Origin of the sequence: Streptomyces sp. 4F14 (genome assembly GCF_048159485.1) — a bacterium.
In the GTDB taxonomy this organism is placed as follows: domain Bacteria; phylum Actinomycetota; class Actinomycetes; order Streptomycetales; family Streptomycetaceae; genus Streptomyces.
In genome coordinates this window covers 60,876-84,487 of sequence record NZ_JBLRVY010000042.1, presented here as the reverse complement: position 1 = coordinate 84,487, position 23,612 = coordinate 60,876, and the positions used below count along the sequence as shown (strand labels likewise).

Genomic DNA, 23,612 nt, shown 5'->3' with positions numbered 1-23,612 from the left:
ACGTGTTGGTGGGGGGCGCGAGGGTCCAACCCCGGGGCTACGCGTTGGGACAAACAGTCCTCTGGAACGAGGTGGGGGCGGCCCTCCTGAAAAGGAGGGCCGCCCCAACATTTGTTTTTGGCGAGGCGAGGCCGTTGAGAGCCTTACTTGCCCTTCGCCGCTTCCTTGAGCTTGCTGCCCGCAGAGACCTTGACGGAGTAGCCCGCCGGGATCTGGATGGGGTCGCCGGTCTGCGGGTTGCGCGCGGTGCGAGCGGCGCGGTGCGTGCGCTCGAAGGTCAGGAAGCCGGGGATGGTGACCTTCTCGTCGCCCTTGGCGACGATGTCGCCGACGACCTCGGCGAACGCGGCCAGCACGGCGTCGGCGTCCTTGCGGGTCACCTCGGCGCGGTCGGCCAGCGCGGCCACCAGCTCACTGCGGTTCATGTTGTTACTCCCGTGTTCTTCTTGCTGTTGGGGCGTGCCCTGCGGCAAAGCCTCGGGCACAGCGAAGCCGATACGCTCGCGCCCAGGGTCGCATCCTGCCCCTACCTGCGGCGCGAAAGCCAATCCGGCACCCCTAGGGGCCGTGAGAACCCCCCTGGGAGCCACACGAAAAGCGCCTGTTCGGCCGCAACCCTAGAGTCAACGCCGGTGCGCCCGGTTTCACGACGCGCCGGGCGCGGGGCGTGGGAAGTCTCACAGAAACCGCGTCCGGGGGCGTGAGGATTTCCCCCTCGGCCACCCCCGGACGCGCGTTCTTACGACTATTACGACGCCGAGGTCGACGCCGACGCGCCGGCCGCCTTGGCCGCGTCCCGCACCGCTCCGGCCACCGCGCCGGCGACCTTGTCGTTGAAGACGCTGGGGATGATGTAGTTCGGGTTCAGCTCGCCCTCGGTCACGACGTCCGCCAGCGCCTTCGCGGCCGCAAGCATCATCTCGGTGTTGACCGTCCGGGACTGCGCGTCGAGGAGACCGCGGAAGACACCCGGGAAGACCAGCACGTTGTTGATCTGGTTGGGGAAGTCGGAGCGCCCGGTGGCGACGACGGCGGCGGTCTGCCGGGCCACACCCGGGTCGACCTCGGGGTCGGGGTTCGCGAGCGCGAACACGATCGCGCCCTCGGCCATCGCGGCGACGTCGTCCCCGTCGAGGACGTTCGGCGCGGAGACCCCGATGAAGACGTCCGCGCCGCGCACGGCCTCCTTCAGGGTGCCGGTGAGGCCCTCGTGGTTGGTGTTGTCGGCGATCCAGCGCAGCGGCGAGTCCGCCGGGGCGTCGACGAGGTCCGTGCGGGCCGCGTGGACGACGCCGTGGATGTCGGCGACGACCGCGCTCTTGACGCCCGCCGCGAGGAGCAGCTTGAGGATCGCGGTGCCGGCCGCGCCCGCGCCGGACATGACGACCCTCACATCGGAGACGTCCTTGCCGACGACCCGCAGCGCGTTCGTGAGCGCCGCGAGGACGACGATCGCCGTGCCGTGCTGGTCGTCGTGGAAGACGGGGATGTCGAGGGCCTCGCGCAGCCGGGCCTCGATCTCGAAGCAGCGCGGCGCGGAGATGTCCTCCAGGTTGATGCCGGCGAAGCCCGGGGCGATGGCCTTGACGATCGCGACGATCTCGTCGGTGTCCTGGGTGTCGAGGCACAGCGGCCAGGCGTCGATGCCGGCGAACCGCTTGAAGAGGGCCGCCTTGCCCTCCATGACCGGCAGGGCGGCCTTGGGGCCGATGTTGCCGAGGCCGAGGACCGCGGAGCCGTCCGTGACGACCGCGACGGAGTTGCGCTTGATGGTGAGGCGGCGGGCGTCCTCGGGGTTCTCGGCGATCGCCATGCACACGCGGGCCACGCCCGGGGTGTAGATCATCGAGAGGTCGTCGCGGTTGCGGATGGGGTGCTTGGACGCCATCTCGATCTTGCCGCCGAGGTGCATGAGGAACGTACGGTCGGAGACCTTGCCGAGGGTGACGCCCTCGACGCCGCGCAGCTTCTCGACGATCTCCTCGGCGTGCACGGTCGAGGTGGCCGCGATCGTGACGTCGATGCGGAGGCGCTCGTGGCCGGACGCGGTCACGTCGAGGCCGGTGACGGAGCCGCCGGAGGACTCCACGACGGAGGTGAGGGCCGATACGGCGGTCCCGCCCGCGGGCACCTCCAGCCGGATCGTCATCGAGTAGGAGACGCTGGGCGCCGTTGCCATGGCCGACTTCCTCTTTCACCGTAAGGCTGAATCTTGCTGCCCGATGGTCGCACCTACCGCTGGGTAGGCGTTAGCCGGGCCGGAATTGCGGTCCTTTTGTTCACCACGAGAAGAGGCCCACGTCACTTACGGACGTGGGCCTCTCTCTTCGCTCATGACACCGGCCCGCCATGCTCGCCTCGCGGCAAGTGGTCGCTCGAAGCGACTAAGGTTGGGCCCGGGGGCTTGGATCGAACCGGTGTCACGACAAGGCTAACAAACGGACGCCGACGAACCATTCCCGTCCGGGGAGTTCACTGAAATCTAGTCCCGCAACAGGTCGGGTACGCCGTCCGCGTCCGGCTGGTCCCGCTCCCCCGAGACGACCGTGAGCTGCTGGGTCGCGCGGGTCAGGGCGACGTACAGGACGCGCAGGCCCGCCGGGGACTCGTCCGCGATCTCCGCCGGGGAGACGACCACCGTCGCGTCGTACTCCAGGCCCTTCGCCTCCAGGCTGCCGAGGGCCACCGCGCGGTCGCCCAGGCCCTCCAGCCAGCGGCGGGCCTCCTCGCGGCGGTTCATCGCGACGACGACGCCCACGGTGCCGTCGACCTGGTCGAGGAGACGGGCGGTCTCCTCGCGGACCGTTTCGGCCAGGGTCCTTCCCACGACGCTGTAGCGCGGGACGATCCCCGTCGACCGCACGGCCCTCGGGGACTGCGCGCCCGGCATCGCCAGGGCCAGGACCTTCGCCGCGAGGTCGGCGATCTCGGCGGGGTTGCGGTAGTTGACGGTGAGGGTGAAGCGGCGGCGGGGGCGGGTGCCGAGGGCCTCGTCGCGGGCCTCGGCGGCCTCGTCGGGGTCGGACCAGGAGGACTGGGCGGGGTCGCCGACGACCGTCCAGGTGGCGTGCCGTCCGCGCCGGCCGACCATCCGCCACTGCATCGGCGTGAGGTCCTGCGCCTCGTCCACGATGACGTGCGCGTACTCCACCCGCTCCTGCGCGAGCCGCTCGGCGCGCTCGCGCTGGGACTCCTCGCGCACCGGCATCAGCTCGTCGAGGCCGGTCAGCTGGTCCAGGGGATCCAGCTCGCGCTTCTTCTTCGGCCGGGCCGGGCTGCCCAGGATCGCCTGGAGCTCGTCCAGCATCGCGATGTCGTGCACGGAGTGGCCGTCGCGCTTGAGGGAGCGCGCGACGCGCCGTACCTCGCCGGGGTTCAGGATCCGCCGCGCCCAGCGCCCCAGCCGCCGCTCGTCGGCCATCGCCGCGAGGACGCCCCTCGGCGTCAGCTCCGGCCACCAGGCGTCCAGGAACTCGATGAAGGCGTCCTCCGTGGACACGTCCTCGTCGAAGGAGAGCCGCAGTTCGGCGGCGAGCTGCGGGTCGGTGTGCCGGGAGGCCGCGCCGGACCGCTCCCACAGGGCGTCCAGCAGCAGCTTCCGCGCGCGCGGGCGCAGCAGGTTGACGGGCGCGGTGCCGCTGAGCGCGGTACGGCGTACGTGGTCCAGCGCGTCGGCCTCCAGCTCCAGGCGGCGGTTGAAGGCGACGACACGCAGGCGGGTGGGGGTACCGGCGGGGGCGTCGGTGTCGTCGCCGAAGGCGAGCTGGCCCGTAGGACCCGTAGGACCCGTAGTACTTCTGGGGGACACCTCCAGTGCTCCACGGGCCGCCTTCCGCAGGACCCGCAGCATGCGGTACGAGCCCTTGGCGCGGGCGACCGCCGGGGAGTCGTACAGCGTGGCCTCCGCGCCGTCGACGAGGGAGCCGATCGCGCGGATGGCGACCTGGCCCTCCTCGCCGAGGGAGGGGAGGACGCCCTCCGTGTAGGCGACCAGGAGGGGCGTCGGGGAGACGATGAGGATGCCTCCGGCGTAGCGGCGGCGGTCCTGGTAGAGGAGGTAGGCCGCGCGGTGCAGGGCGACGGCGGTCTTGCCGGTGCCGGGGCCGCCCTCGACGTACGCCACGGACGCGGCGGGGGCGCGGATGACCAGGTCCTGTTCGGCCTGGATGGAGGAGACGATGTCGCGCATCGTGTGCGTACGGGCCTGGCCGAGCGCGGCCATGAGGGCGCCGTCGCCGATCGCGGGGAGTTCGCGGCCCGCCAGGTACGCCGTCAGCTCGGGGCGCATCAGGTCGTCCTCGACGCCGAGGACGCGGCGGCCCTTGGAGCGGATGACCCGGCGGCGTACGACCCGGCCGGGGTCGACCGGCGTGGAGCGGTAGAACGGCGCGGCGGCGGGCGCGCGCCAGTCGATGACGAGGGGGGCGTACTCCTCGTCGAGGACGCCGATCCGGCCGATGTGCAGGGTCTCGGCGATATCGGCGGTGTTGTCGTCGCGGATCACGCCCTCGGCGGGCTCCACGGCGGTGTAGGCGCCGTCGGGGCCCTTCTTGCCGTCCTTGCCGAGGAGCAGGTCGATCCGGCCGAAGAGGAAGTCCTCGAACTCGTTGTTGAGCCGGTTGAGGTGGATCCCGGCCCGGAAGACCTGGGCGTCCCGTTCGGCGAGGGCTCCGGGGGTACCGACCTGTCCGCGCTGTGATGCGTCCTGGAGCAGGAACTCCGCCTGGTGGATCTTCTCCTCCAGGCGCCGGTAGACCCGGTCGAGGTGTTCCTGTTCGACGCTGATCTCGCGTTCCCGTACGGAGTCCTGGACCGTGTCGGACGCTGATCTGAGCGCGGTTTCCTGTTGAGCCTGAGCGGCCACCGGGCCCCCTTCTGACGTGCTGGGCAGCCGTCAACCGTACGCGAAGGGGGGCCGGTGGTGGAAGTCACGCGCGCTCAGGCGTCGATCTGGACCAGCTTCTTCCCGCCGAGGGTGACGACCTCGTAGTGGTCGATCTGGTCGGGTGTCATGGACGTGCCGCCCATGACGTAGAGCGGGTTGCGGGCCTGCTCCGTCTTGGCGTCCGGGATGCCGTAGCCCCAGTTCGGGACCGCCCAGGTGGAGACGGTCTCGCGCTCGCCGTTCTTGCCGACGGCGATGAGGACGCACTTCTCCGGGCCGGTCACGTTCTTCAGTTCGATCACGGCCTCGGTGCCCCACGCCTTCTTGGCGTAGGCGACGGTGCCGGTGACCTTGGTGGAGGCGTCGGTCGCGGTCTTCTTGTCGGAGAGCGTGCCGAAGACGTCCTTCGCGGGGTTCGCGGAGGCGACCACGCCGCTCTTGCCACCGCCGCCGTCGTCACCGCCGGTCGCGGCCATCACGCCGAGCGGGCCGCCGATGATGAGCGCGGCGGCGGCCGCGACCAGGAAGAACGAGCGACGGCGTTTGACCGCTCGCCGGTCGGCGACCTCGTCCACCAGCTTCTCGACCAGACGCGGGCTGGGCTTGGCGGAGAGCGACTCGCCGATGGCGGGGGTGCCGGTGCCCGGGAGGTCTGCGAGAGCGGCGAGCATCGGTTCCATGCCGGCCAGTTCGTCGAGCTGCTGGGCGCACCATTCGCAGCCCGCGAGGTGGGCCTCGAAGGCGGTCGCCTCGGCGTCGTCGAGGATGCCCAGCGCGTAGGCGCCGACCGTCTCGTGCTCGTTGGGAGCAGGGGTTCCCTGCCTGGGGCTCATGGGTCCAGACATACCCGGACCACCTGTGCCGAATCCGCCGCCGTGTCCCCCGTACACACTCATCACGCCGTCACCCCCCGCTCCTCCAGCGCCAGCTTCATCGACCGCAGGGCGTAGAACACCCTGGAACGGACGGTTCCGCTGGGGATGCCCAGGGTCTCCGCCGCCTCGTTGACGGTACGCCCCTTGAAGTACGTCTCGACGAGCACCTCCCGGTGGGCCGGGGTCAGGTCGTCCAGCGCGTCCGACAGGGTCATCAGCCACAGCGCCTTGTCGATCTCGTCCTCCGCGGGGATGACCTCCAGCGGTGACGGGTCGACCTCCTGCGGCCGGGCCTGCCGGCTGCGGTGTCCGTCGATGACGATGCGCCGGGCGACCGTCACCAGCCAGGGGCGTACCGATCCGGTGGCTCGATTGAGCTGTCCGGCGTTCTTCCAGGCACGGATGAGTGTCTCTTGTACGACGTCCTCGGCGCGTTGGCGGTCTCCGGCGACCAGGCGCAGGACATATGCGAGTAGAGGTCCGGCGTGTTCCCTATAAAGGGCACGCATCAGCTCCTCATCAGGCTCCGAGGGCTGGGACATGCGATGTCGGGCCCTCGATCCACGTTCATTGGCCACGACGGAATCCTTGCGCACGCCCACCTCCGATGTCCGGGGGTTCCCCCACTCGGTCGCTCCGCCACGAGTACGGGCGGGGGTGCGGGAGTGTTCAAGGGTCTCGACAACTTTCCTCCCGGTGCCGTGACGAGGTGGACATGGACGCACATTCCCACCCGCACTTCTTTACATTTCCGCCACATCGACAAGATCGCGCCACGTGCCCTGGTGGCGCACAAGTGAAACGGGGTGTTGTCGAAATCACTTCAACTGGTCCGCGGGAGCGATGCGGCGTTTCGCGGCGAAAGGGGCATGTGGGGCGGGGTGAGGGTGAGTTGACGGTACGTCAGATGAGGTGCGCGTGCCCTCCGGGGGTGAACCTGCGTCCGCCGGGCGGGATTTCGCGGGCTGTCCGGGGGTTGCCGCGCGGCGAACGCGAGTTGTCGGCCCGATATGCCACGCGGGCGGACTTGCAAGCACCCTCCTGCGGGGCTTCGGCGTGTCCGGGGGTGTGCCGGCTCTTGTTCCGGCGTGGTGGGGTGGCGTGAATACGTCGGTGAGGGCTGGGGCTTGGTGGGGGTCGCTGGGATTGCGGGGACTCGCTGGGGGGCGCTGAGGCTCGCTGGGGTCCACCGGGATTCGCTGAGACCCACCGGAACTCACTGAGGCTCACCGGGCGCATCGGGGCCCGCCGGGACTCGTCGAGGCTGTCAGGGCTCACGTGCGGGCCAGTGCCGCCCTGCGGCGGTGGCGGGCCACCCGTTCGCGGTTGCCGCAGATCTCGCTGGAGCACCAGCGGCGCCTGCGGCCCCGGGACGTGTCCAGGTAGACGATGGGGCAGTTGTCGCCCTCGCAGCGGCGCAGGGCCTCGCGGGACGCGGGATCCGTGAGGAGGTCCAGCGCGTCGCGGGCGACCGCGGCCAGGAGCTCGGCACAGGTGGGGGGCTCGACGAGCTGCCGGGCGAGGACACCGTCGTCCAGGAGGACCGCGCGCAGGGCCGGCGGGGCGGGGCGGGCGGCCTCGTTGAGCTGCGCGAGAGGGCGGACGTACGCGGCCGGGCCCTCGGACTGGAGGCATGCCTGGACCAACCCGCCCACGGCGCCCCGCAGTTCGCGGAACGCCGCCGGCCAGGCCGCCTCCGCGCGCACCGGGCCCGTACCCGGCGGGACCAGGCCCACGCCGGTGATCCAGCCCGCCAACGCGCCCACGTCGTCGAGCCGTTCATGGGGGTGGCCGGTGGCCAGCAGGTCCAGACAGACCCGTCCGGCGTCGATCCGGGGCGCGTAGAACCCCGGCCCCTCAGCCATACGCAGCGCCATACGCCTGTCACCACCCGGGGAAGGACGGAGAACGACCGGCCGGCTTCCGGCCCCCTCCACAGTGCCTGCCCGCTCCGCGCCCGGAAACCCCTCTGCCCCGTTTCCGCGAGAGCGCAGGGGCGGGGACGGTGCCCCGAAACCCCTCCGGGCCGATTTCGGCGGCGGGCCCGGACCTCTCAAACCATCCCCCCGCGCGGTGAGACCAACGTTCCCTTCCGGTCACCGCCTGGCACAGCCTGGAAACGCGTGATCCCTACCTTCGGGACAGCAGCGGAGCCCAGGACCCACCGTGGAGGCGTCATGACATCCCCCGGCACGCAGGAAGCAGCGACCCGTAAAGGGCGCTGGATCGAGGAGTGGGACCCGGAGGACGAGGCGTTCTGGGAGGCCGGCGGGGAGAAGATCGCCCGGCGGAACCTGCTGTTCTCCGTGCTGTCGGAGCACATCGGCTTCTCGATCTGGACGCTGTGGTCGGTCCTGGTCCTGTTCATGGGCCCGGAGTACGGCCTCACCCCGGCGGACAAGTTCCTGCTGACGTCGATGGTGACGCTGGTCGGCGCGGTCGTCCGCGTCCCCTACACCTTCGCCGTCGCGATCTTCGGCGGCCGCAACTGGACGATCATCTCGGCGGCCCTCCTGCTGATCCCGACGATCGCGGCGTTCACGGTGATGGAGCCGGGCACCTCGTTCGGGACGTTCCTGCTGGTCGGCCTCCTCGCCGGGATCGGCGGCGGGAACTTCGCCTCCTCCATGACCAACATCAACGCCTTCTTCCCGCTCCGCAAGAAGGGCTGGGCGCTCGGCCTGAACGCGGGCGGCGGCAACATCGGCGTACCCGTCATCCAGCTCATCGCCCTCGCGGTGATCGGCGCGAGCGGCGGCCCGCGGGTGCTGCTCGGCATCTACATCCCGCTGATCCTGATCGCGGCGACCCTGGCCGCGCTGTTCATGGACAACCTGACGTCCGTGAAGAACGACACCGGCGCCGCGATCGACGCGGCGAAGGACGGCCACACCTGGATCATGTCGTTCCTCTACATCGGCACGTTCGGCTCGTTCATCGGCTACTCGTTCGCCTTCGGCCAGGTCCTGACGAACCAGTTCGGCCGTACGCCGCTCCAGGCCGCGTACCTGACGTTCATCGGCCCCCTGCTGGGCTCCCTGATCCGCCCGGTCGGCGGCTGGCTCGCGGACCGGTACGGCGGTGCGCGCATCACCCTGTACAACTACGTCGGCATGGCGGCGGCGACGTCCGCGCTGATCGTGGCCAGCATCCAGAAGTCGCTGCCGTTCTTCGTCGGCGTGTTCGTGGTCCTGTTCGTCCTGACAGGCCTCGGCAACGGCTCGACGTACAAGATGATCCCCGGCATCTTCCAGGCGAAAGCGCTGGCCAGGGGCCTGGAGGGCGAAGAGGCCGCGGCGTACGGACGGCGTCTGTCAGGCGCGTCGATGGGCCTGATCGGGGCGGTCGGGGCGCTGGGCGGCGTCGGCATCAACATGGCGTTCCGCCAGTCGTTCCTGTCGTACGGCTCCGGCACCGGCGCGTTCGTCGCGTTCCTCGCGTTCTACGCGGTGTGCTTCCTGGTGACGTGGGCCGTATACCTTCGCCGGCCGGCGGGAAGGATCACCGCGTCCGGCTCCGCCTCGGAGACGAAGCCGCAGCTCAGCTACGCGAAGGTGTGACGTAACACGGCCGACACCGACCGGAACCGAGCCTGTCACGCACCGTTGACAGGCTCGTCGGTCATGCGGGTGCGAAGCCCCCTGTGATCCCATCGCGGGTGACTCCATCGCGGGACGAGAGTGACTATGCACGACGAACAGCAACGTACGGGTGCCGCTGACCCGGGTACTACGGGTACTACGGGTATGACGGACCACGGCCCCCTCGCCGGTTTCACCGTCGGTGTGACCGCCGCCCGCCGTGCCGAGGAACTGGGCGCCCTCCTCCAGCGCCGGGGCGCGGCCGTCGTCCACGCGCCCGCGCTGCGGATCGTGCCGCTGGCCGACGACAGCGAGCTGCTGGCCGCGACCAAGGACCTCCTCGACCAGGCGCCGGACATCGTCGTCGCGACCACCGCGATCGGCTTCCGGGGCTGGATCGAGGCGGCGGACGGCTGGGGGCTGGGCGAACCGCTGCTGGCCCGGCTCGCCACCGTCGAACTGCTCGCCCGGGGGCCCAAGGTGAAGGGCGCGATCCGCGCCGCGGGGCTCACGGAGGAGTGGTCGCCGTCCAGCGAGTCCATGGCCGAGGTGCTGGACCGGCTGCTCGACCACGGCGTGGAGGGGCGGCGGATCGCCGTCCAGCTGCACGGGGAGCCGCTGCCGGGGTTCGTCGAGGCGCTGCGGGCCGCGGGCGCGGAGGTCGTGGGGGTGCCGGTGTACCGCTGGATGCCGCCGGAGGATCTCGCGCCGCTGGACCGGCTGTTGGACGCGACGATCTCGCGGGGCCTGGACGCGGTGACGTTCACGAGCGCGCCGGCCGCGGCGTCCCTGCTGTCCCGTGCCGAGCAACGGGGGCTGCTGAGCGATCTGTTGACGGCCTTTCAGCATGACGTGCTGCCCGCCTGCGTGGGCCCCGTGACCGCGCTTCCCCTTCAGGCGGCCGGAGTCGACACCGTCCAGCCCGAACGCTTCCGGCTCGGGCCGCTGGTCCAGCTGCTGTGCCAGGAACTGCCCGGGCGGGCACGGGCGTTGCCCATCGCCGGGTACCGGGTCGAGATCCGGGGGCACGCGGTGCTGGTGGACGGGGAGCTGAAGCCCGTACCGCCCGCCGGCATGTCCCTGCTGCGGGCCCTGTCCCGGCGGCCGGGGTGGGTGGTGGCCCGGGCGGATCTGCTGCGCGCGTTGCCGGGGGCGGGGCGGGACGAGCACGCGGTGGAGACGGCGATGGCCCGCCTGCGGACGGCTCTGGGGGCGCCGAAGCTGATCCAGACGGTGGTGAAGCGGGGGTACCGGTTGGCGGTGGATCCGGGGGTGGACGCGAAGTACGCGGACGCGTAAGGGGGTTGTGCCGGAGGGCATCCGGGGAGTCGCGTCGACGGATACGAACGTCCGTGGGGCTCCCGGCGTCTCAGTCTCGACGTCTCACCTCCGGAGGAGCCATGCGCCGCCTACTCGTGCTCGCCGTCACCGCCGTGATGATGCTGACAGCCGCCGCGTGCGGCGAGGAGCGTGACGGGAAGGAGCAGCGCGCCGCCCCGGCCCCGGCCCCGCACCCACGCACCGAACGCGCACGCCAGGTGGCCGCCGCGTGGAACGGCTCCCAGGCCGAGGCGAGTTGGCGTGCGGGCTACCACCCGATGGGCGACTGGACCCAGTTCCCCGAGGGCCTGACGGATCCGCCGCTCACCCTGCGGGCCACGCTGCCCCGGCTTCCCCGCGCCGACGCCGAGATCAAGTGGTCCAGCGGCCCGACCCTCACCGCACCGCTCGTCCCGGCGGACACGGCGTACGGGTCCCTGGCGCAGTACGCCGGACCGGGCACCCAACTGCCGGTCACCGCCGTGAAGTTGGGCACGATGAGCCTTCTGACCACCCGGGGCCCCGCGACCGTACCGGCGTGGCTCTTCACGGTGGAGGGCCACGGGACGCCGGTCAAACGGGCGGCCGTACGCCCCTCGCGGCTGCCCAAGTCGCCGATAGCCCCGGTGACTTCGTCGAACTTCCAGCTACCCACGACCCGCGTGGAGAAGATCCAGGGCAGCGCCCTGACCGTCATCGTGCCGCACGGCTCGTGCGACGACGGCGTCGAGATGGAGGCGCTGGAGACGCCGGGGAGTGTGGTCCTGTCGGCGTACGCGGTGAACCCTCAAGACGGGCTGTGCAGGGCGGACTTGAAGATGGAGCCGGTGAAGGTGACGCTGAGGGCGCCGCTGGCGGACCGGGTGCTGCTGGACGCGTCCACGGGCACCCCGGTGCCGTACGACGTGGTGAACGGCCGCTCCCCCTCGTGGAGTTGACCCCGTGACGGCTACGTCGGCCTGTCCCCCGTCCACATCTCGAACCACTCGGCCTTGCCGGTGCCGTGAGGACGAGGCTCGGCACCGCCGTTGTCGGCGCTCGCGGCAACGAGGGCGAGCCCACTTCCACCCTCGTCGGTCAACTCACCGAGCAGGAGGATGGCGTTGTCGATGACATCGTCAGGCGCCTCACACCGCACTGCGCGAACGCCCCCCTGGCCGGCCAGAAGGGGCGGCCCCGCCGGGAGCCGCCCCTTCCCGTGTCACCGATCAGATGATGCGCCGGGGCGCCTCGAACTGGTCCACCGGGGCCACGGGGCAGGCCGCCGAAGAGCCACCGAGGACGTTCCCGCCCACGCCCTCCGCGTTCGGCACCGCGCACCGCAGGTCGACGTTGACCAGCGGAGCGCCGTACGTGTTCAGGATCCCGCTCGCGTCACCGCCGATGGCCGTGTCCCCGTTGCGCGTGGCGAAGTCGGTCGCGGTCCCGCTCCCGCTGGCCGTGTCCCCGTAGGCGACCCGGGCCGCGTGGTTCATCTCGCCCGCGTTGCCGGCGGCCATGTTCTCCGCACCCACCCCGGCGGAGGTGGTCGCCGAGGCGACCCCGGTAGCGGCCATCGTCGCGGCGGACGCCAGCGCCGCCCCAGCCAGAACCTTCTTGATCACGTACTCACTCCCGTTCGGCGAAACCGAAAAATAACGAACGCTATCGACAAGCGAACGCCACAAAACCAAACATTCCGATCAACGAGAGGTCACGCGACATCACCACTTCGAGCCACCCGGATACCACCACTCGGCCGAACCCTGACAGGAGCCCCTGGTCCAGCCCCCTCCACCCGGTAACCCAATTACCCCGCCGCAGGCGCCGCAAGATAAACCCTGGCCTTCTGCACACCTACAGAATCGGCCTGGAATTTGATGCCGGAACCATCGCCCCCGAGAACAACAGAGACCCCACCGTCGGACTGGATCCCCACATCAAATCGTGCAGCTTCGACAGAGCTCCAGCGATTCACCGAAAAATTCCTGACACCCAGGAACAGGAGGTAGAACTCCAAAGTGTTGTAATCCCCGCCCCTCCATTCCCTGTCAGGACGCGACGGAATATTCCGGGTTTCGAACCCGACCGTTACCGAACTCCCCCTCTCGTCGACATGGACATAGTAAGGCTTACATTCTTCCGGGGCGGGAGCGGGTCCTTCGTAAAATGCCCCCCAGAGCATCGGGCGAACCAAGGATTCGACCCCAATCAGAAACGCTCATAGTAAACCTTCTCGCAAGTGTCGGGAAGTGTCCCGTAGAGACGCGAATCCAGCCGCTTCACATGAAGCGTCGAACCACCGTCCATTCCGTCATCCTGCACCCTGAAAGCGCCCACCCTCCCCACGACAACAGAATCAGAACATTCAAAGGAAAGCGTGAAACCCTCCTTCTCTGATCGGACCTCGACCTGGATACGCCTGCGCTCCCGGCGTCCGACAACGTTGACGCGAGCGAGAACCGGAGGATTCCACCCTGCCATGGCCATATGATCGACACCCAAAAATTCGAGCTGACACTGAACGGTATCCAGCTCCGCATCCAGCCACTCCTGCGGCGCCGCCTCGGGAAATCGAGCGAGATCCACGCGCAGGGTCACCGTGGGACCGATCCAGTTCAAGTTGACAGAACGCAGTCTGAGATCACCGCCCAGCGCGGGAGCATCCCCGTACAGTGAACTCAGCACCTGAGAGTTCGCGATAAATTTGTCAACGGCAACAGCGGGCCACTCCGGCGATATTACGCCGTCCATAACTACGAAATCCTCACCCTTGAAGTGAATCAGCGACGCACCCTTCAATCCATTCCGAAATCCGGCTAGATCAATCTCCTAAAAATTGAAATTCAACCCTCCGGAAAATCAACTTCGATGATCCAATATTCACTGCCCTCCCTGCTGACCGCACATACGTGATGGCCGCTAGCGGAACGGGCAACAAAGAGGATGTCACCAGAGGCTTCCCTAAAGTTGAAAACTTCGACATTGTCGATCATTTTCACAGATACCCATCCACCCTCCAGGGAGCCTGCTACCAGGAAGGTGCCGTCATCAGCAATAACTCCACCGCTCCTTGCATGCAACCCCCAGTACTCATTTACCTTCCTGCCGATATCAACCGAATCGGCAGGGATGCGCTTCACAGGCACGACATCAATGTGAACAACACGGTGAAATACATCTTCAACCGTCAATCCGTCACAATCAAACCAGCCGAGCACTTTCAGATTGCAGCTTCGAATTCGAGAGAACAGTTCGGAGTCCATCAAAGCTTCACTCACCTTTGCCCATAATAGAAGAAGTGATGATCCCCACCAGGCTTGTCCAGAGCCCGGTAACGCTCCATCCTCCCATACCCTTCAGCCGTACTGTCCCAGCCGAAGTTTACCCAGTTCCTGCTTCTTTCTTCAACAGTGAAACCCTTTGGTGCGCCTGCATGGAAGTGCAGTCCAGCCGGATCGTCCGTATGCTCAACAACGACCCGAGAGCCACTTTCCGTTTCAAATTGGCGGAAGTTTCCCCAATGGGTCGCGTCAGACGAATAAACATGCCCAGGCATGTTTTTCAACTGCTTGTCACCCATGACAATCCATTCAGCATCAGGCGTAGCCCCATATGAGACTCCGGCGGCATCAAAAGCGGCTCGTTCGGCATCCTCACGCCGATCGAATGGATTTCCCTTTTCTCCCTTCGGATAGTCCGGAGCCAACCCCAGTACATCCGTCTGCACATGCGGATTGTGGACATAGGTGACAGGGTTGGGTGCAGGGGCCAGCCCAAAAGGGTCAGGAGTCAGATAACGGGAAGCCTCGGGATCATAATGGCGAAAATAATTATAATGGAGGCCGGTTTCAGGATCGAAATATTGGCCAGGAAACCGGAGCGGCGTATAAGCAGTGCTATCGGCTGCCCAGGCTGTGGCACCCCAGAGAGTTGAACGTTTCCGCCAGGCAATTTCGCCTTGTTCATCGATGAGTTCAGTCGGAGTACCCACTTGATCTGTGACGATCGTAAAGAAACGGGAATCAATCTCTGACTGCGGGGCTGTAGCCGCTGCGATGCGTTCCGTCTGAGCAATCGGACGCAGGCCCCGATGATTCCAAGTAATCACGATCAGATTCGGGAAGTCAGAAGATTCACTGGTCTGCTCGCAGAGGGTATTTCCGTCCCAACTGAAGTCAACACGTTCCGCAACCGTTGTGCCATCCCCAGCCAAGCGGAGCTTTGAGGTGCGACGGCCCAAGGGGTCGTATGTGTAACTCCAGCAGGTACCGGCCGGGGTGGTAACCGAGATCAGGCGATCTTCTGCGTCCCATTCGTAACGCCAGGTATCCGGCTTCCTTGAGAGACGGCTCTTCTGGCGGAAGGTGACGCGACCAAGGGCGTCGTGCTCGTAACGGACCTGGCCCGCCCGGGTGATCCGGGTTCCCGTGTAGGTACGTTCTCCTGTCGCCTCGTGGCCCGGATGGCTCACCGGCCAGTCCGCTCGGGTCTGGTTGCCCGCCGTGTCGTAGGCGTACGTCTCCGTCCAGTTGGCGGCGTGCACCGCCGTAACGCGGCCCGTCACGTCGAGGTCGAAACGGCGGGAGCCGGTCAGGTGGTCGTCGATACCAGTCAGGTTTCCGTCGGCACGGTAAGAGTAGGAGCGGTGCTGGAGGCGGGTGTTTGCCGGGCCCGTCACCGACTGGGTTGTCAGACGGCCTAGTTGGTCGAAGGCGTGGTTGAAGGTGACCGATCCGCCGATGCGGCGGGTGAGTTCGCGGCCGGCGTCGTCGTACGTGAAGTCGATGGAGCGGCCCGAGGCGAGCATGTTGGTGCGGCGGCCTGCGGCGTCGTAGGACCAGGTGGTGGTGGCGCCGGTCGGGGTGGTGCGGCCGGTGCGGCGGCCGAGGTCGTCGTAGGTGTAGGTGATCGTGCGGTTGTCGACCGTCTCCGAGTGGATTCGGCCGAAGCGGTCGCGGAGGATCGTGAGGGTGGTGCCGTCGGGGCCGGTGGCGAGGGCGAGGTTGTCGGTCAAGTCGTAGGCATAGATGGTGACTTGGCCTGCGGTGTCCTTGCGGGTGACCTGGCCGAGGGGGTTGCGTTCGAAGGTGACGGTCGTGCCGAGGGTGTTCGTGCGGGAGGTCAGGCGGCCTGCGGGGTCGTACGAGTAGGTGAGGACGCGGTCGTCGAAGTCCGTCTCCGTCGTCAGGTTGCCTGCCGGGTCGTAGGCGTAACTCCAGGTCAGGCCCTGGGGGTTGGTGACCTGGATGAGGCGGAGTTCGGTGTCGTGGGTGAACTCGTAGCGGACGCCGTCGGGGCCGGTGCGGGCGGTGAGGAGGTCGAAGTGGGTGTACTCGAAGCGGGAGACGCCGCCCAACTGATCTGTGTGGGATGTGCAGTTGCCCTCGCCGTCGTACGTCCAGGTCTCCGTCGTGCCGTCCGCCGCCGTGCGGCGGGTGAGGCGGCCCTCGGTCGTCCACTCCAGGTGGGTGGTCGCGCCGACCGGGTCGGTGATCGTGGTGGGGCGGCCGTGGGGGTCGCGGGTGTAGTGGGTGGTCGCGCCCAGGGGGTCGGTGATCCTCAGGGGGAGACCCGTGCGGTCGGGGACGATCGTCGTCGTGTGGCCGTGGGGGTCGGTGACGGTGGTGAGGTGGCCGCCTGCGTCGTAAGTGAAGTGGGTGGTACGGCCGTTGGGGGTGGTGAGTGAGGTGCGGTTGCCTCGTGCGTCGTACGTCTGGCGGATCACCGAGCCGTCCGGGCTCACCCGTTTCACCGGGAGGCCGAGCGCGTCGTACTCGGATCTGGTCTCGCGGCCGTCGGGGCGCACGACCGAGGTGACGTTGCCCTGCTCGTCGTAGGTGAACGACGTGACGTGACCGAGGGGGTCCGTGTGGGCGAGCAGGCGGTTGTAGCGGTCGCGCCGGTAGTGCGTGACGGCGCCCAACGGGTCGGTGTCCGCTACGACTTGGAAGTCATCGTTGACGAGGAATCGGCGGGTGTGGCCCTCGCCGGTCGTCGTGGTGGTGACGCGGAGGCCGGTCTCGGGGTCGGTGTCGTCGTACGTGACGCGCAGGGCCATGTGGCCCGCTTCGCCGGTCTCGGCGATGCAGCGGTCCTGGTCGTCGTACTCGTAGGCGTAGCTGCGGTCGTTGGTGTCGGTCCAGGAGGTGACACGGCCCGCTTCGTCGTACGTGAAGCGCAGGGGGAGCCCGGAGGAGTTGACGACGTCGGTGAGGTTGCCGTCCGTGTATCTGTAGCTCTTGAGTACCTCATCCGTGAGAGCCAGGCGAAGAGCCGTGATACGGCCCTCAGCGGTGGTGACGCGGACGTCGTGGCCGGAGCTGGAGGTCACTCCCAAGGGGGTGCCCTCGGTGTCGTACTCCAGGGTGATCCAGTTGCCGTTGCGGTCGTCGATCTGTTCCAGGACCGCCAGGTCGCCTCCCCGGTCGCCGAAGTGCCGGACACGGCCGGTGAGGGGGTCGGTGACGGTGTAGCCGCCGTCCTCGCGGTCCAGGGTCAGACGGGGTCCGTAGCTGGGGAGGGTGGGGACACCGGGCGCGGGGTGGGGGTAGGCGAGGAGCAGGCCGTCCTCGGTGACGAGGACGACGCCCTCGGCGTCGATCTCCAGGCGCTGGTCGAAGGTCGAGGACCAGGAGGGGCCGAACCAGCGGCCGAGACGGTAGCCGGACTCCACGCGCCTCTTGAGTACTACGGGTAGGGGGCCGGGGAGGGTGACGTCCGTCTGCGGCAGGTACATCCTGCCGCTGGCCAAGTCGATGGGGTCCGAGCCCTTGCTCTCCACACTGTCGCCCTCGCGGGAGTGCTCGGCCGGGCTGTCCGAGACCTTGTTCCGCGCGGAGGTCTCACCCGCTTCCTTCACCCCGCCACGCACCGCCGCCCCTTCCGCGGCGGTCTCCGCGCCCTCCCGCGCCACCCGGACGACACCCTTCAGCTCCCCCATCCCCTTGGAACCGACCAGGTCGAGGATGAAGCGGCCCGTGCCCTCGGAGGGGTCCTTCTTGAAGCCGTCCCACATCGTGGTGAGGGTGCGGCCGGGGTGGGCGCTCGCGGAGACCAGGCCGGAGAGGGTGAGGCTGGCGTTCTGGAGGTATTCCGCCGGATGGGTGAGGTTGTAGGGGTCCGTGGGGTTGAGGCCGCGGGCGAAGTTGACGAGGCCGCCGGTGCCCTTGACCACGCCGCCGGCGACATGGAGGAGTTCCGTGTTGGCGGCGAGCATGCCGTCGGCGACGTCGGCCTTGAGGCGGGACAGGGGTGGCGGCTCCGCAGGGGCGTGGGCCAGGGCGGCGCGGACGCTGCTCGCGGCCGTCGTACCCGCGGTGTTGCGCTGGCGGCGGGCCTCGGCGAGGACCGCGCGGGCGCGGGTGATCAGGGGGGTGCCCGGGTCGGTGAAGGGGGCGGGGCGCGGGCCGGGGTCCTGGTCGGCGGCGAGCTTCGCGTTGTAGGCGTCGGCTTTCTTGTTGTACGACTCACGCGCCTGCTCGGACGCCTTCCTGCCCTGCGCGTAGAGGTCGATGGCCTCCTTGGCCTGGCCCTGCGCCCAGGTCACCGTTCCGGCGTAACTCTCCAGAGCTGCGGCAGCCTGCTCGCAGGCGGCGGCAGCGTTCAGCCAGCGCTCGGGGTGGCGGACGAACTTCTCGCGGAAGGTGTCGGCCGCCTCTCCCGTCCAGGACGCGGAGTCGACCTTCTTCAGCCCCGAGGCGACGGTGTCGAACGCCTTCTGGAAGTCCCTGAGGTGCTGGGCTCTGGCCGTGATCGTCTTCGGGTCGCCGTGGACCAGTTCGTTCGGCTGGTCGGTGGAGCCGAGGTCCTGCTCGCCCGGCGTAGCTCCCAGGTCGGAGGCGATGCTGTCGCCGAGGTCCTCGACCTTGTCGGCGAGGCCGCCCGCGCCGATCTTCTCCAGACCGTCGCCGACGAGTTCGCTGCCCTTGTCGATGCCCTCGCCGAGCATCTTCTTGCCGGCGTTCCAGCCCTCTTCGAGCTTGCCGAGGCCGGAGTTGACCAGGTCGTCGAGGCCCATCAGCCCGTCTGCCCTTCCTGTTGGGCCTGCTGGGCACGTTCCTCGGGTGACGGGCCGAAGGTGTGGTCCAGCATCTGCTCGTAGTCGCTCTCGCTCACCCCGGCCGCCCGGCGTAGTCCTTCAGGGGTAGGACCCAGGGGTCCCAGCGGGCCCAGTGTCTCGGACGTCATCACGTCCCGGGCCGCGTCCTTCCAGCCCTGTTTCGCGGTCTCCGCCGCCTTGACCATGGACTCCCCGCTGTAGTCGGGGTTGCTGACAGCCTCGTACCCGCCAGTCGCGATCTCGCTCCAGCTCTTGCCCTCCACCTCCTCCTCGGAGGCGTAAGGGCTGCCGCCCAGCACAGAGTTGGCGAGGACCTTCAGCGAGCCGCCGATGTACTGGTCCGTCTCGTGCAGCGTCCCCGCCGCGAGGCCCACCGACTGGGCGAACGCGTTCGCCTGGGCGACCAGCGAGCGCACGCCCCAGTCCCAGCGCTCGCAGAACGCGGAGAACTCCGAGCGCAGTTCATCGTGGCCCAACTCCAGTCCGGACAGGGAGAGTTCGGAGAATCCCCGGCCCGCGCCCGCGAGGCTGTCGATGCCGATCTCCCGGAGTTCGTCCAGGGTCCCGGTGATGCCCCGGGCAACCTGCGCCATGCCGGCGGTCTCCAGGTCCTTGCCCGTGGCCGCGGCCGGCTTCCGCTCCACCGGATCGGTACTCACGCTCGTCCTTCCCTGTCCACGGCCGCTTCGTCCGGCACGATGCCCTCGACCGGCGGGAACAGCACACCCTCGCCCTCGCTGCCGACGTCCAGAGCGACGCCGCACGGCACCCCGGCCACCACGGTCCCGACGTCCAGCAGCCGGGCGCCGAGCACCTGCCGGTACGGCCATGCGCGCCGCGTCTCACCCCTCGCGATCGCGAACCTGGCGAGCGCTTCCTCGTTCGAGAAGGCGTAGATCCAGCGAATGCCGCCGAAGTCGGCGACCAGCGGGGCGTCGTCCTCGACGAGGGGCAGGAGGACGGGCGTGCGGCGGAACTCGCCGAGGACGGCGGCGAATTCGCGTCGGCGACGGGTGAGTTCGGAGGGCTCGGGGCTGTTCTCCGGCTGCGGGGGCGGGAGTTCGGCGGCTTTGGGTGGTGCCGGTGCGGGTGGCGGGTCCAGGTAGTCGCGCAACCGTGACGGGCGTGTCTGCCCCGCCGCCTCCTCGCCCCCGCTCTCAGCCATGTCCGGAATCATCACACCTGCGTATCGCGAACCGCAATGCGGGTCGAGGGGGCCCTGCGGTCTGCCCCTCCCCCCTACCTACGGACTACCCCGGGCTACCTCCCGCGTCCCCGCAGGCCCTTCGTGCGTCCGTTCGGCCACAGGGTCGGTCGGCGGCCTGCCGCGAGGTCCTCTGTCCAGCCGAAGGCCAGTACGCACAGGGCTGTGAGGAGCCAGGTCAACGGGAGGACCGGCCACGGGGAGTTGAGCAGGCCGGGGGCGTGTTGTTCGAGGGCTTGGATGTTCCAGGCGTGGTCCCAGAGGGGTTCGGCGACGACGATGCAGAGGTTGTGCCAGAGGTAGATCGTGACGGCCCGGGAGTTGAGGAGGGTGATGGGGCCGTCCCAGCGGCGCAGGGCGGGGGGCCAGGTCCGCCATCGCGGGCTCAGGTGGAGGAGGAGCAGGACCGCCGCGAAGGACCAGAGGGACTGGGCGAAGGGCATGTCGTCCAGGTCGTGGTTCTGGTGGAGGTCGTGGCGTAGGGCGTACCAGAGGGCTACGGCGGCGACGGCCGGGGCGAGGGAGGGGACGGTGTAGCGGGGGAGTTTCTGGAGGACACCCTCGTGGTGGGCCATACCCAGGAGCCAGCAGGAGCCGAAGGTCGCGAAGTCGGTGAGGGTGGAGTCGAGGCGCCAGCTCGTGGTGGTGGCCGAGGTGAACTCCAGGGCGGCCGAGAGCGCGAGGGGGGCCAGGATCGTGGGCCAGGGGGCCGCGCGGAGGGCCCGGCGCAGCAGCGGGGAGAGGAGGACGAACCAGAGGTAGGCCCTGATGTACCAGAGGGGTACCCCCAGAGCGGTAGGCCAGTCGTCCGCCACGAGTCCCTCGATGCCGTGGGATACGGCGGCGTACGGGGGGTCGCTGATCGGGAGGACCCAGTACCCGAGGTGGAGCCACCACCAGATCGGGTGCCTCTCATCCCCGGGGCCCCAGCCCGCGAGGACCATGCCGGTCACCGCGATCACTCCCAGGAGCCACAGGGGTGGGAGCAGGCGGCGCAGGCGGCCCCGGACGACCTCGGGTGCCGGGCGTCGGTCGAGGGAGCGGGACATCAGGTTGCCCGCGAGGGCGAACATGACGCCCATGGAGGGGAAGACGACCGGGAGCCAGGCCCAGCCCATGAGGTGGTAGAGGACGACGCGGAAGAGGGCGATCGCCCGGAGGAGGTCGAAGTACCGGTCCCGGCCGCGCTGTTGAGGGGCCGGGGATTCCGGTCCCGTGAGCGGGGAGGCCGGTTCGGGGGACGGAGAGCCCGGTCCTGGCAGCGGGGAGTTCGGCTCCGAGGGCAGGGATCCCGGTGTCTGCCCGGCGGTCGGCGCCTGCCCGGCGTACGGTGCCGCCTCGGCGCCGGGGCCCGTCGCCGCGTACGGAGCGCGCTCCCCCGGCGCCCGCTCCCCCGGCTTTCTCTGCGCGGGGATCTTCGGAGCCCGTCGCCTGCCGCGCACCGGCGCCGCTCCCGAGTCGGGCCTGTCCGGTGTGTCCGTCATCCCCGGCCTCCGCTCTCCGCCGCCAACTGCCCGGGAGGTGCCGCGACTTGGCCCTTGCGGCGGAGTTTCTGCCAGCGCAGGCGACCGCCCGTGAGGGCCGTGATCCAGGACTGGAGCAGGACGATGTACATCAGCTGCCGGTAGAGGATCTGCTGGAGCGGCAGGGAGATCAGCGGGGTGAGGCGCTCGCGGTCGAGGGCGAACGCGTAGGCGGCGCAGGCCCCTTGGACCGCGAGGACGCCGAACCAGGCCGCGATGGTCTTGCCGGTGGGGCCGAAGACGAGGCCGTAGACGAGGAACAGGTCGATCAGCGGGGCGAGGAGCGGCGCGACGACCATGAACAGGGAGACGAGGGGCAGGCCCACCCGTCCGAAGCGGCCCGACGGCCCCCGTTCGATCACGGCCCGGCGGTGCTTCCAGATCGCCTGCATGGTGCCGTAGCACCAGCGGTAGCGCTGCGACCAGAGCTGCTGCACGGACTCCGGCGCCTCGGTCCACGCGCGGGCGTTCTCCGCGTAGACGACACGCCAGCCGTCGCGGTGCATCGCCATGGTGATGTCGGTGTCCTCGGCGAGCGTGTCGTCACTCATCCCGCCGGCCAGCTCCAGCGCGGTACGCCGAAACGCCCCTACGGCACCGGGAATTGTCGGCATGCAGCGCAGCACGTCGTACATGCGGCGGTCCAGGTTGAAGCCCATCACGTACTCGATGTGCTGCCAGGCCCCGATGAGGGTGTCCTTGTTGCCGACCTTGGCGTTCCCGGCGACGGCGCCGACCCGCGGGTCGGCGAAGGGCTGGACCAACTCCCCTACGGTGGACGGCTCGAAGACCGTGTCGCCGTCCATCATCACGATGATGTCGTGCGAGGCGTTGGCGAGTCCCCGGTTGAGCGCGGCGGGTTTGCCGGAGTTGAGCTGGCGGACCACCCGGACGCCGGGCAGGGCCAGTTCCTCGACGATGCGGGCGGTGCCGTCGCTGGATCCGTCGTCAACGACCAGGATTTCTATGGGGTGTTCGCTCCGGATCAGTGAACGCACCGTGTTCTCGATGCACTTGGCCTCGTTGTACGCCGGGACCAGCACCGTCACCGGCTCCGTGACCGGCGCGTCCGGCCCCCAGGTGAAGCCGCGGCGCCGGGTGCGGCGGGTGTGCGCGGCGGAGAGCAGCAGCATCAGGCCGAAGCGGGCGAAGACCAGGACGCCGACCACCGCGAGGCCGACGACGAGGACGCCGGTGAGGCTGTCGGAGGCGGTGACGAGGGCCGTCCACGCCTTGCCCTTCAGCAACTCGGCGCCGGTGACCGGGATATGGGCGCTGGGGGCGTTCAGGGCCTCGGTGAGGTTCTGGAACTTGTAACCCTGGCCCTGGAGTTGGGGGAGGTAGCGGTCGAGCGCCTGGACCGTCTGATGCCGGTCGCCGCCCGAGTCGTGCATCAGGACGATGCCGCCCTCCCCTTTGGGCGGCGTGGAGTTGGCGATGATGCGGGCGACTCCGGGCTTCTGCCAGTCCTCGCTGTCGACGCTGGTGAGGACGGTGAGGTAGCCCCGGCTGCCCACATAGCGCACGACCGGCCACGAGTTGTTGTCCAGCGCCTCGGCCGTGGAGGAGTACGGCGGCCGGAAGAGCGAGGTGCGGATCCCGGCCGCGCCCGCCAACGCCAGCTGGTTCTGGGTGAGTTCCCAGTCGATACGGGACCTGGACTGGTAGGAGAGGTCGGGGTGGTTGAAGGTGTGCAGGCCGATCTCGTGGCCCTCCTCGGCCATCCGCCGGACCAGGTCGGGGTAGCGGGACGCCATGGTGCCGGTGATGAAGAAGACCGCGTGGGCGCGGTGCTCCTTGAGGACGTCCAGCACCTCGGGCGTCCAGCGCGGGTCGGGTCCGTCGTCGAAGGTGAGGACGATCCGCCGGTCGGGGATGTCCATGCTGGTCGCCTGGCCGCCCCGGGTGTCCACGACCGGGCCGCCATCCAGGATCTTCCCCGGCACCTGGTCGGCCGCCGCCTCCGGGCGCACCCGGTAGTCCGCGAGGATCTCGCTGTGCACATAGCCGCGCAGCATCAGCATCGCCATCACCGCGCAGAGCAGGAGGAGCGGGAGCAGGTGGCGCATGGGGAGGAAACGGCGGCGGGGCGTGGCGGAGGGTGGGGACGGGGGAGGCGTGGCAGGGGGTCCCTGGTATGACGCCGTCGGTGGTAGTCCGTCGGGGGCGGCAGGGGTACTCGC

At 69.1% G+C, this 23,612-nt stretch carries 19 protein-coding genes; 3 read left to right on the top strand and 16 right to left on the bottom strand.

What is annotated here, in order from left to right:
- Positions 1–143: 143 nt before the first annotated feature.
- The 6 genes from ACLZOT_RS45430 to ACLZOT_RS45405 form a co-directional block, all read right to left on the bottom strand.
- Positions 144–425, bottom strand: coding sequence for an HU family DNA-binding protein (locus tag ACLZOT_RS45430; RefSeq protein WP_005486790.1), 282 nt, complete (start codon positions 423–425; stop codon positions 144–146).
- A 323-nt stretch (positions 426–748) separates the two neighbouring features.
- Positions 749–2,179, bottom strand: coding sequence for an NAD-dependent malic enzyme (locus tag ACLZOT_RS45425; protein WP_416975135.1), 1,431 nt, complete (start codon positions 2,177–2,179; stop codon positions 749–751).
- A 303-nt stretch (positions 2,180–2,482) separates the two neighbouring features.
- Positions 2,483–4,864, bottom strand: a complete 2,382-nt coding sequence (locus ACLZOT_RS45420; RefSeq protein ID WP_416975134.1) for a HelD family protein — start codon at positions 4,862–4,864, stop codon at positions 2,483–2,485.
- A 74-nt stretch (positions 4,865–4,938) separates the two neighbouring features.
- The gene (locus tag ACLZOT_RS45415) at positions 4,939–5,718 is read right to left on the bottom strand and encodes an anti-sigma factor family protein (RefSeq protein ID WP_416975133.1); all 780 of its coding nucleotides are present in this window, start codon (positions 5,716–5,718) and stop codon (positions 4,939–4,941) included.
- Positions 5,719–5,780: 62 nt separating this feature from the next.
- A complete protein-coding gene (locus ACLZOT_RS45410; protein ID WP_010039908.1) occupies positions 5,781–6,302 on the bottom strand; it encodes a sigma-70 family RNA polymerase sigma factor in 522 nt (173 codons plus the stop codon).
- A 732-nt stretch (positions 6,303–7,034) separates the two neighbouring features.
- Entirely contained in the window at positions 7,035–7,625 is a 591-nt protein-coding gene (locus tag ACLZOT_RS45405; protein ID WP_416975132.1) for a CGNR zinc finger domain-containing protein, read from the bottom strand.
- A gap of 312 nt (positions 7,626–7,937) precedes the next feature.
- Between ACLZOT_RS45405 and ACLZOT_RS45400 the strand changes: the two genes are divergently transcribed.
- The 3 genes from ACLZOT_RS45400 to ACLZOT_RS45390 all read left to right on the top strand — a co-directional run bounded on the left by ACLZOT_RS45400 (position 7,938) and on the right by ACLZOT_RS45390 (position 11,599).
- Positions 7,938–9,320 (top strand): nitrate/nitrite transporter, encoded by a 1,383-nt coding sequence (locus tag ACLZOT_RS45400; protein ID WP_416975131.1) that lies wholly within the window; start codon positions 7,938–7,940, stop codon positions 9,318–9,320.
- A 126-nt stretch (positions 9,321–9,446) separates the two neighbouring features.
- A complete protein-coding gene (locus ACLZOT_RS45395; RefSeq protein ID WP_416975130.1) occupies positions 9,447–10,640 on the top strand; it encodes a uroporphyrinogen-III synthase in 1,194 nt (397 codons plus the stop codon).
- 101 nt (positions 10,641–10,741) lie between these two features.
- The gene (locus ACLZOT_RS45390; RefSeq protein ID WP_416975129.1) at positions 10,742–11,599 is read left to right on the top strand and encodes a hypothetical protein; all 858 of its coding nucleotides are present in this window, start codon (positions 10,742–10,744) and stop codon (positions 11,597–11,599) included.
- A gap of 11 nt (positions 11,600–11,610) precedes the next feature.
- Here ACLZOT_RS45390 and ACLZOT_RS45385 read toward each other — a convergent pair whose 3' ends face one another.
- From ACLZOT_RS45385 to ACLZOT_RS45340, 10 genes are all read right to left on the bottom strand, one after another.
- Positions 11,611–11,799, bottom strand: a complete 189-nt coding sequence (locus tag ACLZOT_RS45385) for a hypothetical protein (protein WP_416975128.1) — start codon at positions 11,797–11,799, stop codon at positions 11,611–11,613.
- A gap of 70 nt (positions 11,800–11,869) precedes the next feature.
- Complete coding sequence (locus ACLZOT_RS45380; protein WP_416975127.1) at positions 11,870–12,265, bottom strand: hypothetical protein; 396 nt, start codon at positions 12,263–12,265, stop codon at positions 11,870–11,872.
- A gap of 185 nt (positions 12,266–12,450) precedes the next feature.
- Entirely contained in the window at positions 12,451–12,825 is a 375-nt protein-coding gene (locus tag ACLZOT_RS45375; protein ID WP_416975126.1) for an Imm50 family immunity protein, read from the bottom strand.
- A 26-nt stretch (positions 12,826–12,851) separates the two neighbouring features.
- Positions 12,852–13,394, bottom strand: coding sequence for an Imm50 family immunity protein (locus ACLZOT_RS45370; protein WP_416975125.1), 543 nt, complete (start codon positions 13,392–13,394; stop codon positions 12,852–12,854).
- 92 nt (positions 13,395–13,486) lie between these two features.
- On the bottom strand, positions 13,487–13,921 hold the full coding sequence (locus ACLZOT_RS45365; RefSeq protein ID WP_416975124.1) for a hypothetical protein: 435 nt from the start codon (positions 13,919–13,921) through the stop codon (positions 13,487–13,489).
- A complete protein-coding gene (locus ACLZOT_RS45360) occupies positions 13,918–18,660 on the bottom strand; it encodes a putative T7SS-secreted protein (RefSeq protein ID WP_416975123.1) in 4,743 nt (1,580 codons plus the stop codon). The genes ACLZOT_RS45365 and ACLZOT_RS45360 overlap by 4 nt, the downstream gene beginning before the upstream one ends.
- Positions 18,660–19,361 carry a hypothetical protein gene (locus tag ACLZOT_RS45355; protein ID WP_416975122.1) on the bottom strand — a complete coding sequence of 234 codons (702 nt, stop codon included), beginning with the start codon at positions 19,359–19,361 and terminating at the stop codon, positions 18,660–18,662. Before ACLZOT_RS45355 ends, ACLZOT_RS45360 begins: the two co-directional genes overlap by 1 nt.
- Positions 19,358–19,867: a hypothetical protein gene (locus tag ACLZOT_RS45350; RefSeq protein WP_416975121.1), complete on the bottom strand. Its 510-nt coding sequence runs from the start codon at positions 19,865–19,867 to the stop codon at positions 19,358–19,360. The genes ACLZOT_RS45355 and ACLZOT_RS45350 overlap by 4 nt, the downstream gene beginning before the upstream one ends.
- A gap of 95 nt (positions 19,868–19,962) precedes the next feature.
- On the bottom strand, positions 19,963–21,168 hold the full coding sequence (locus tag ACLZOT_RS45345; RefSeq protein WP_416975139.1) for an acyltransferase family protein: 1,206 nt from the start codon (positions 21,166–21,168) through the stop codon (positions 19,963–19,965).
- A gap of 218 nt (positions 21,169–21,386) precedes the next feature.
- Complete coding sequence (locus tag ACLZOT_RS45340) at positions 21,387–23,498, bottom strand: bifunctional polysaccharide deacetylase/glycosyltransferase family 2 protein (protein ID WP_416975120.1); 2,112 nt, start codon at positions 23,496–23,498, stop codon at positions 21,387–21,389.
- Positions 23,499–23,612: the final 114 nt, after the last annotated feature.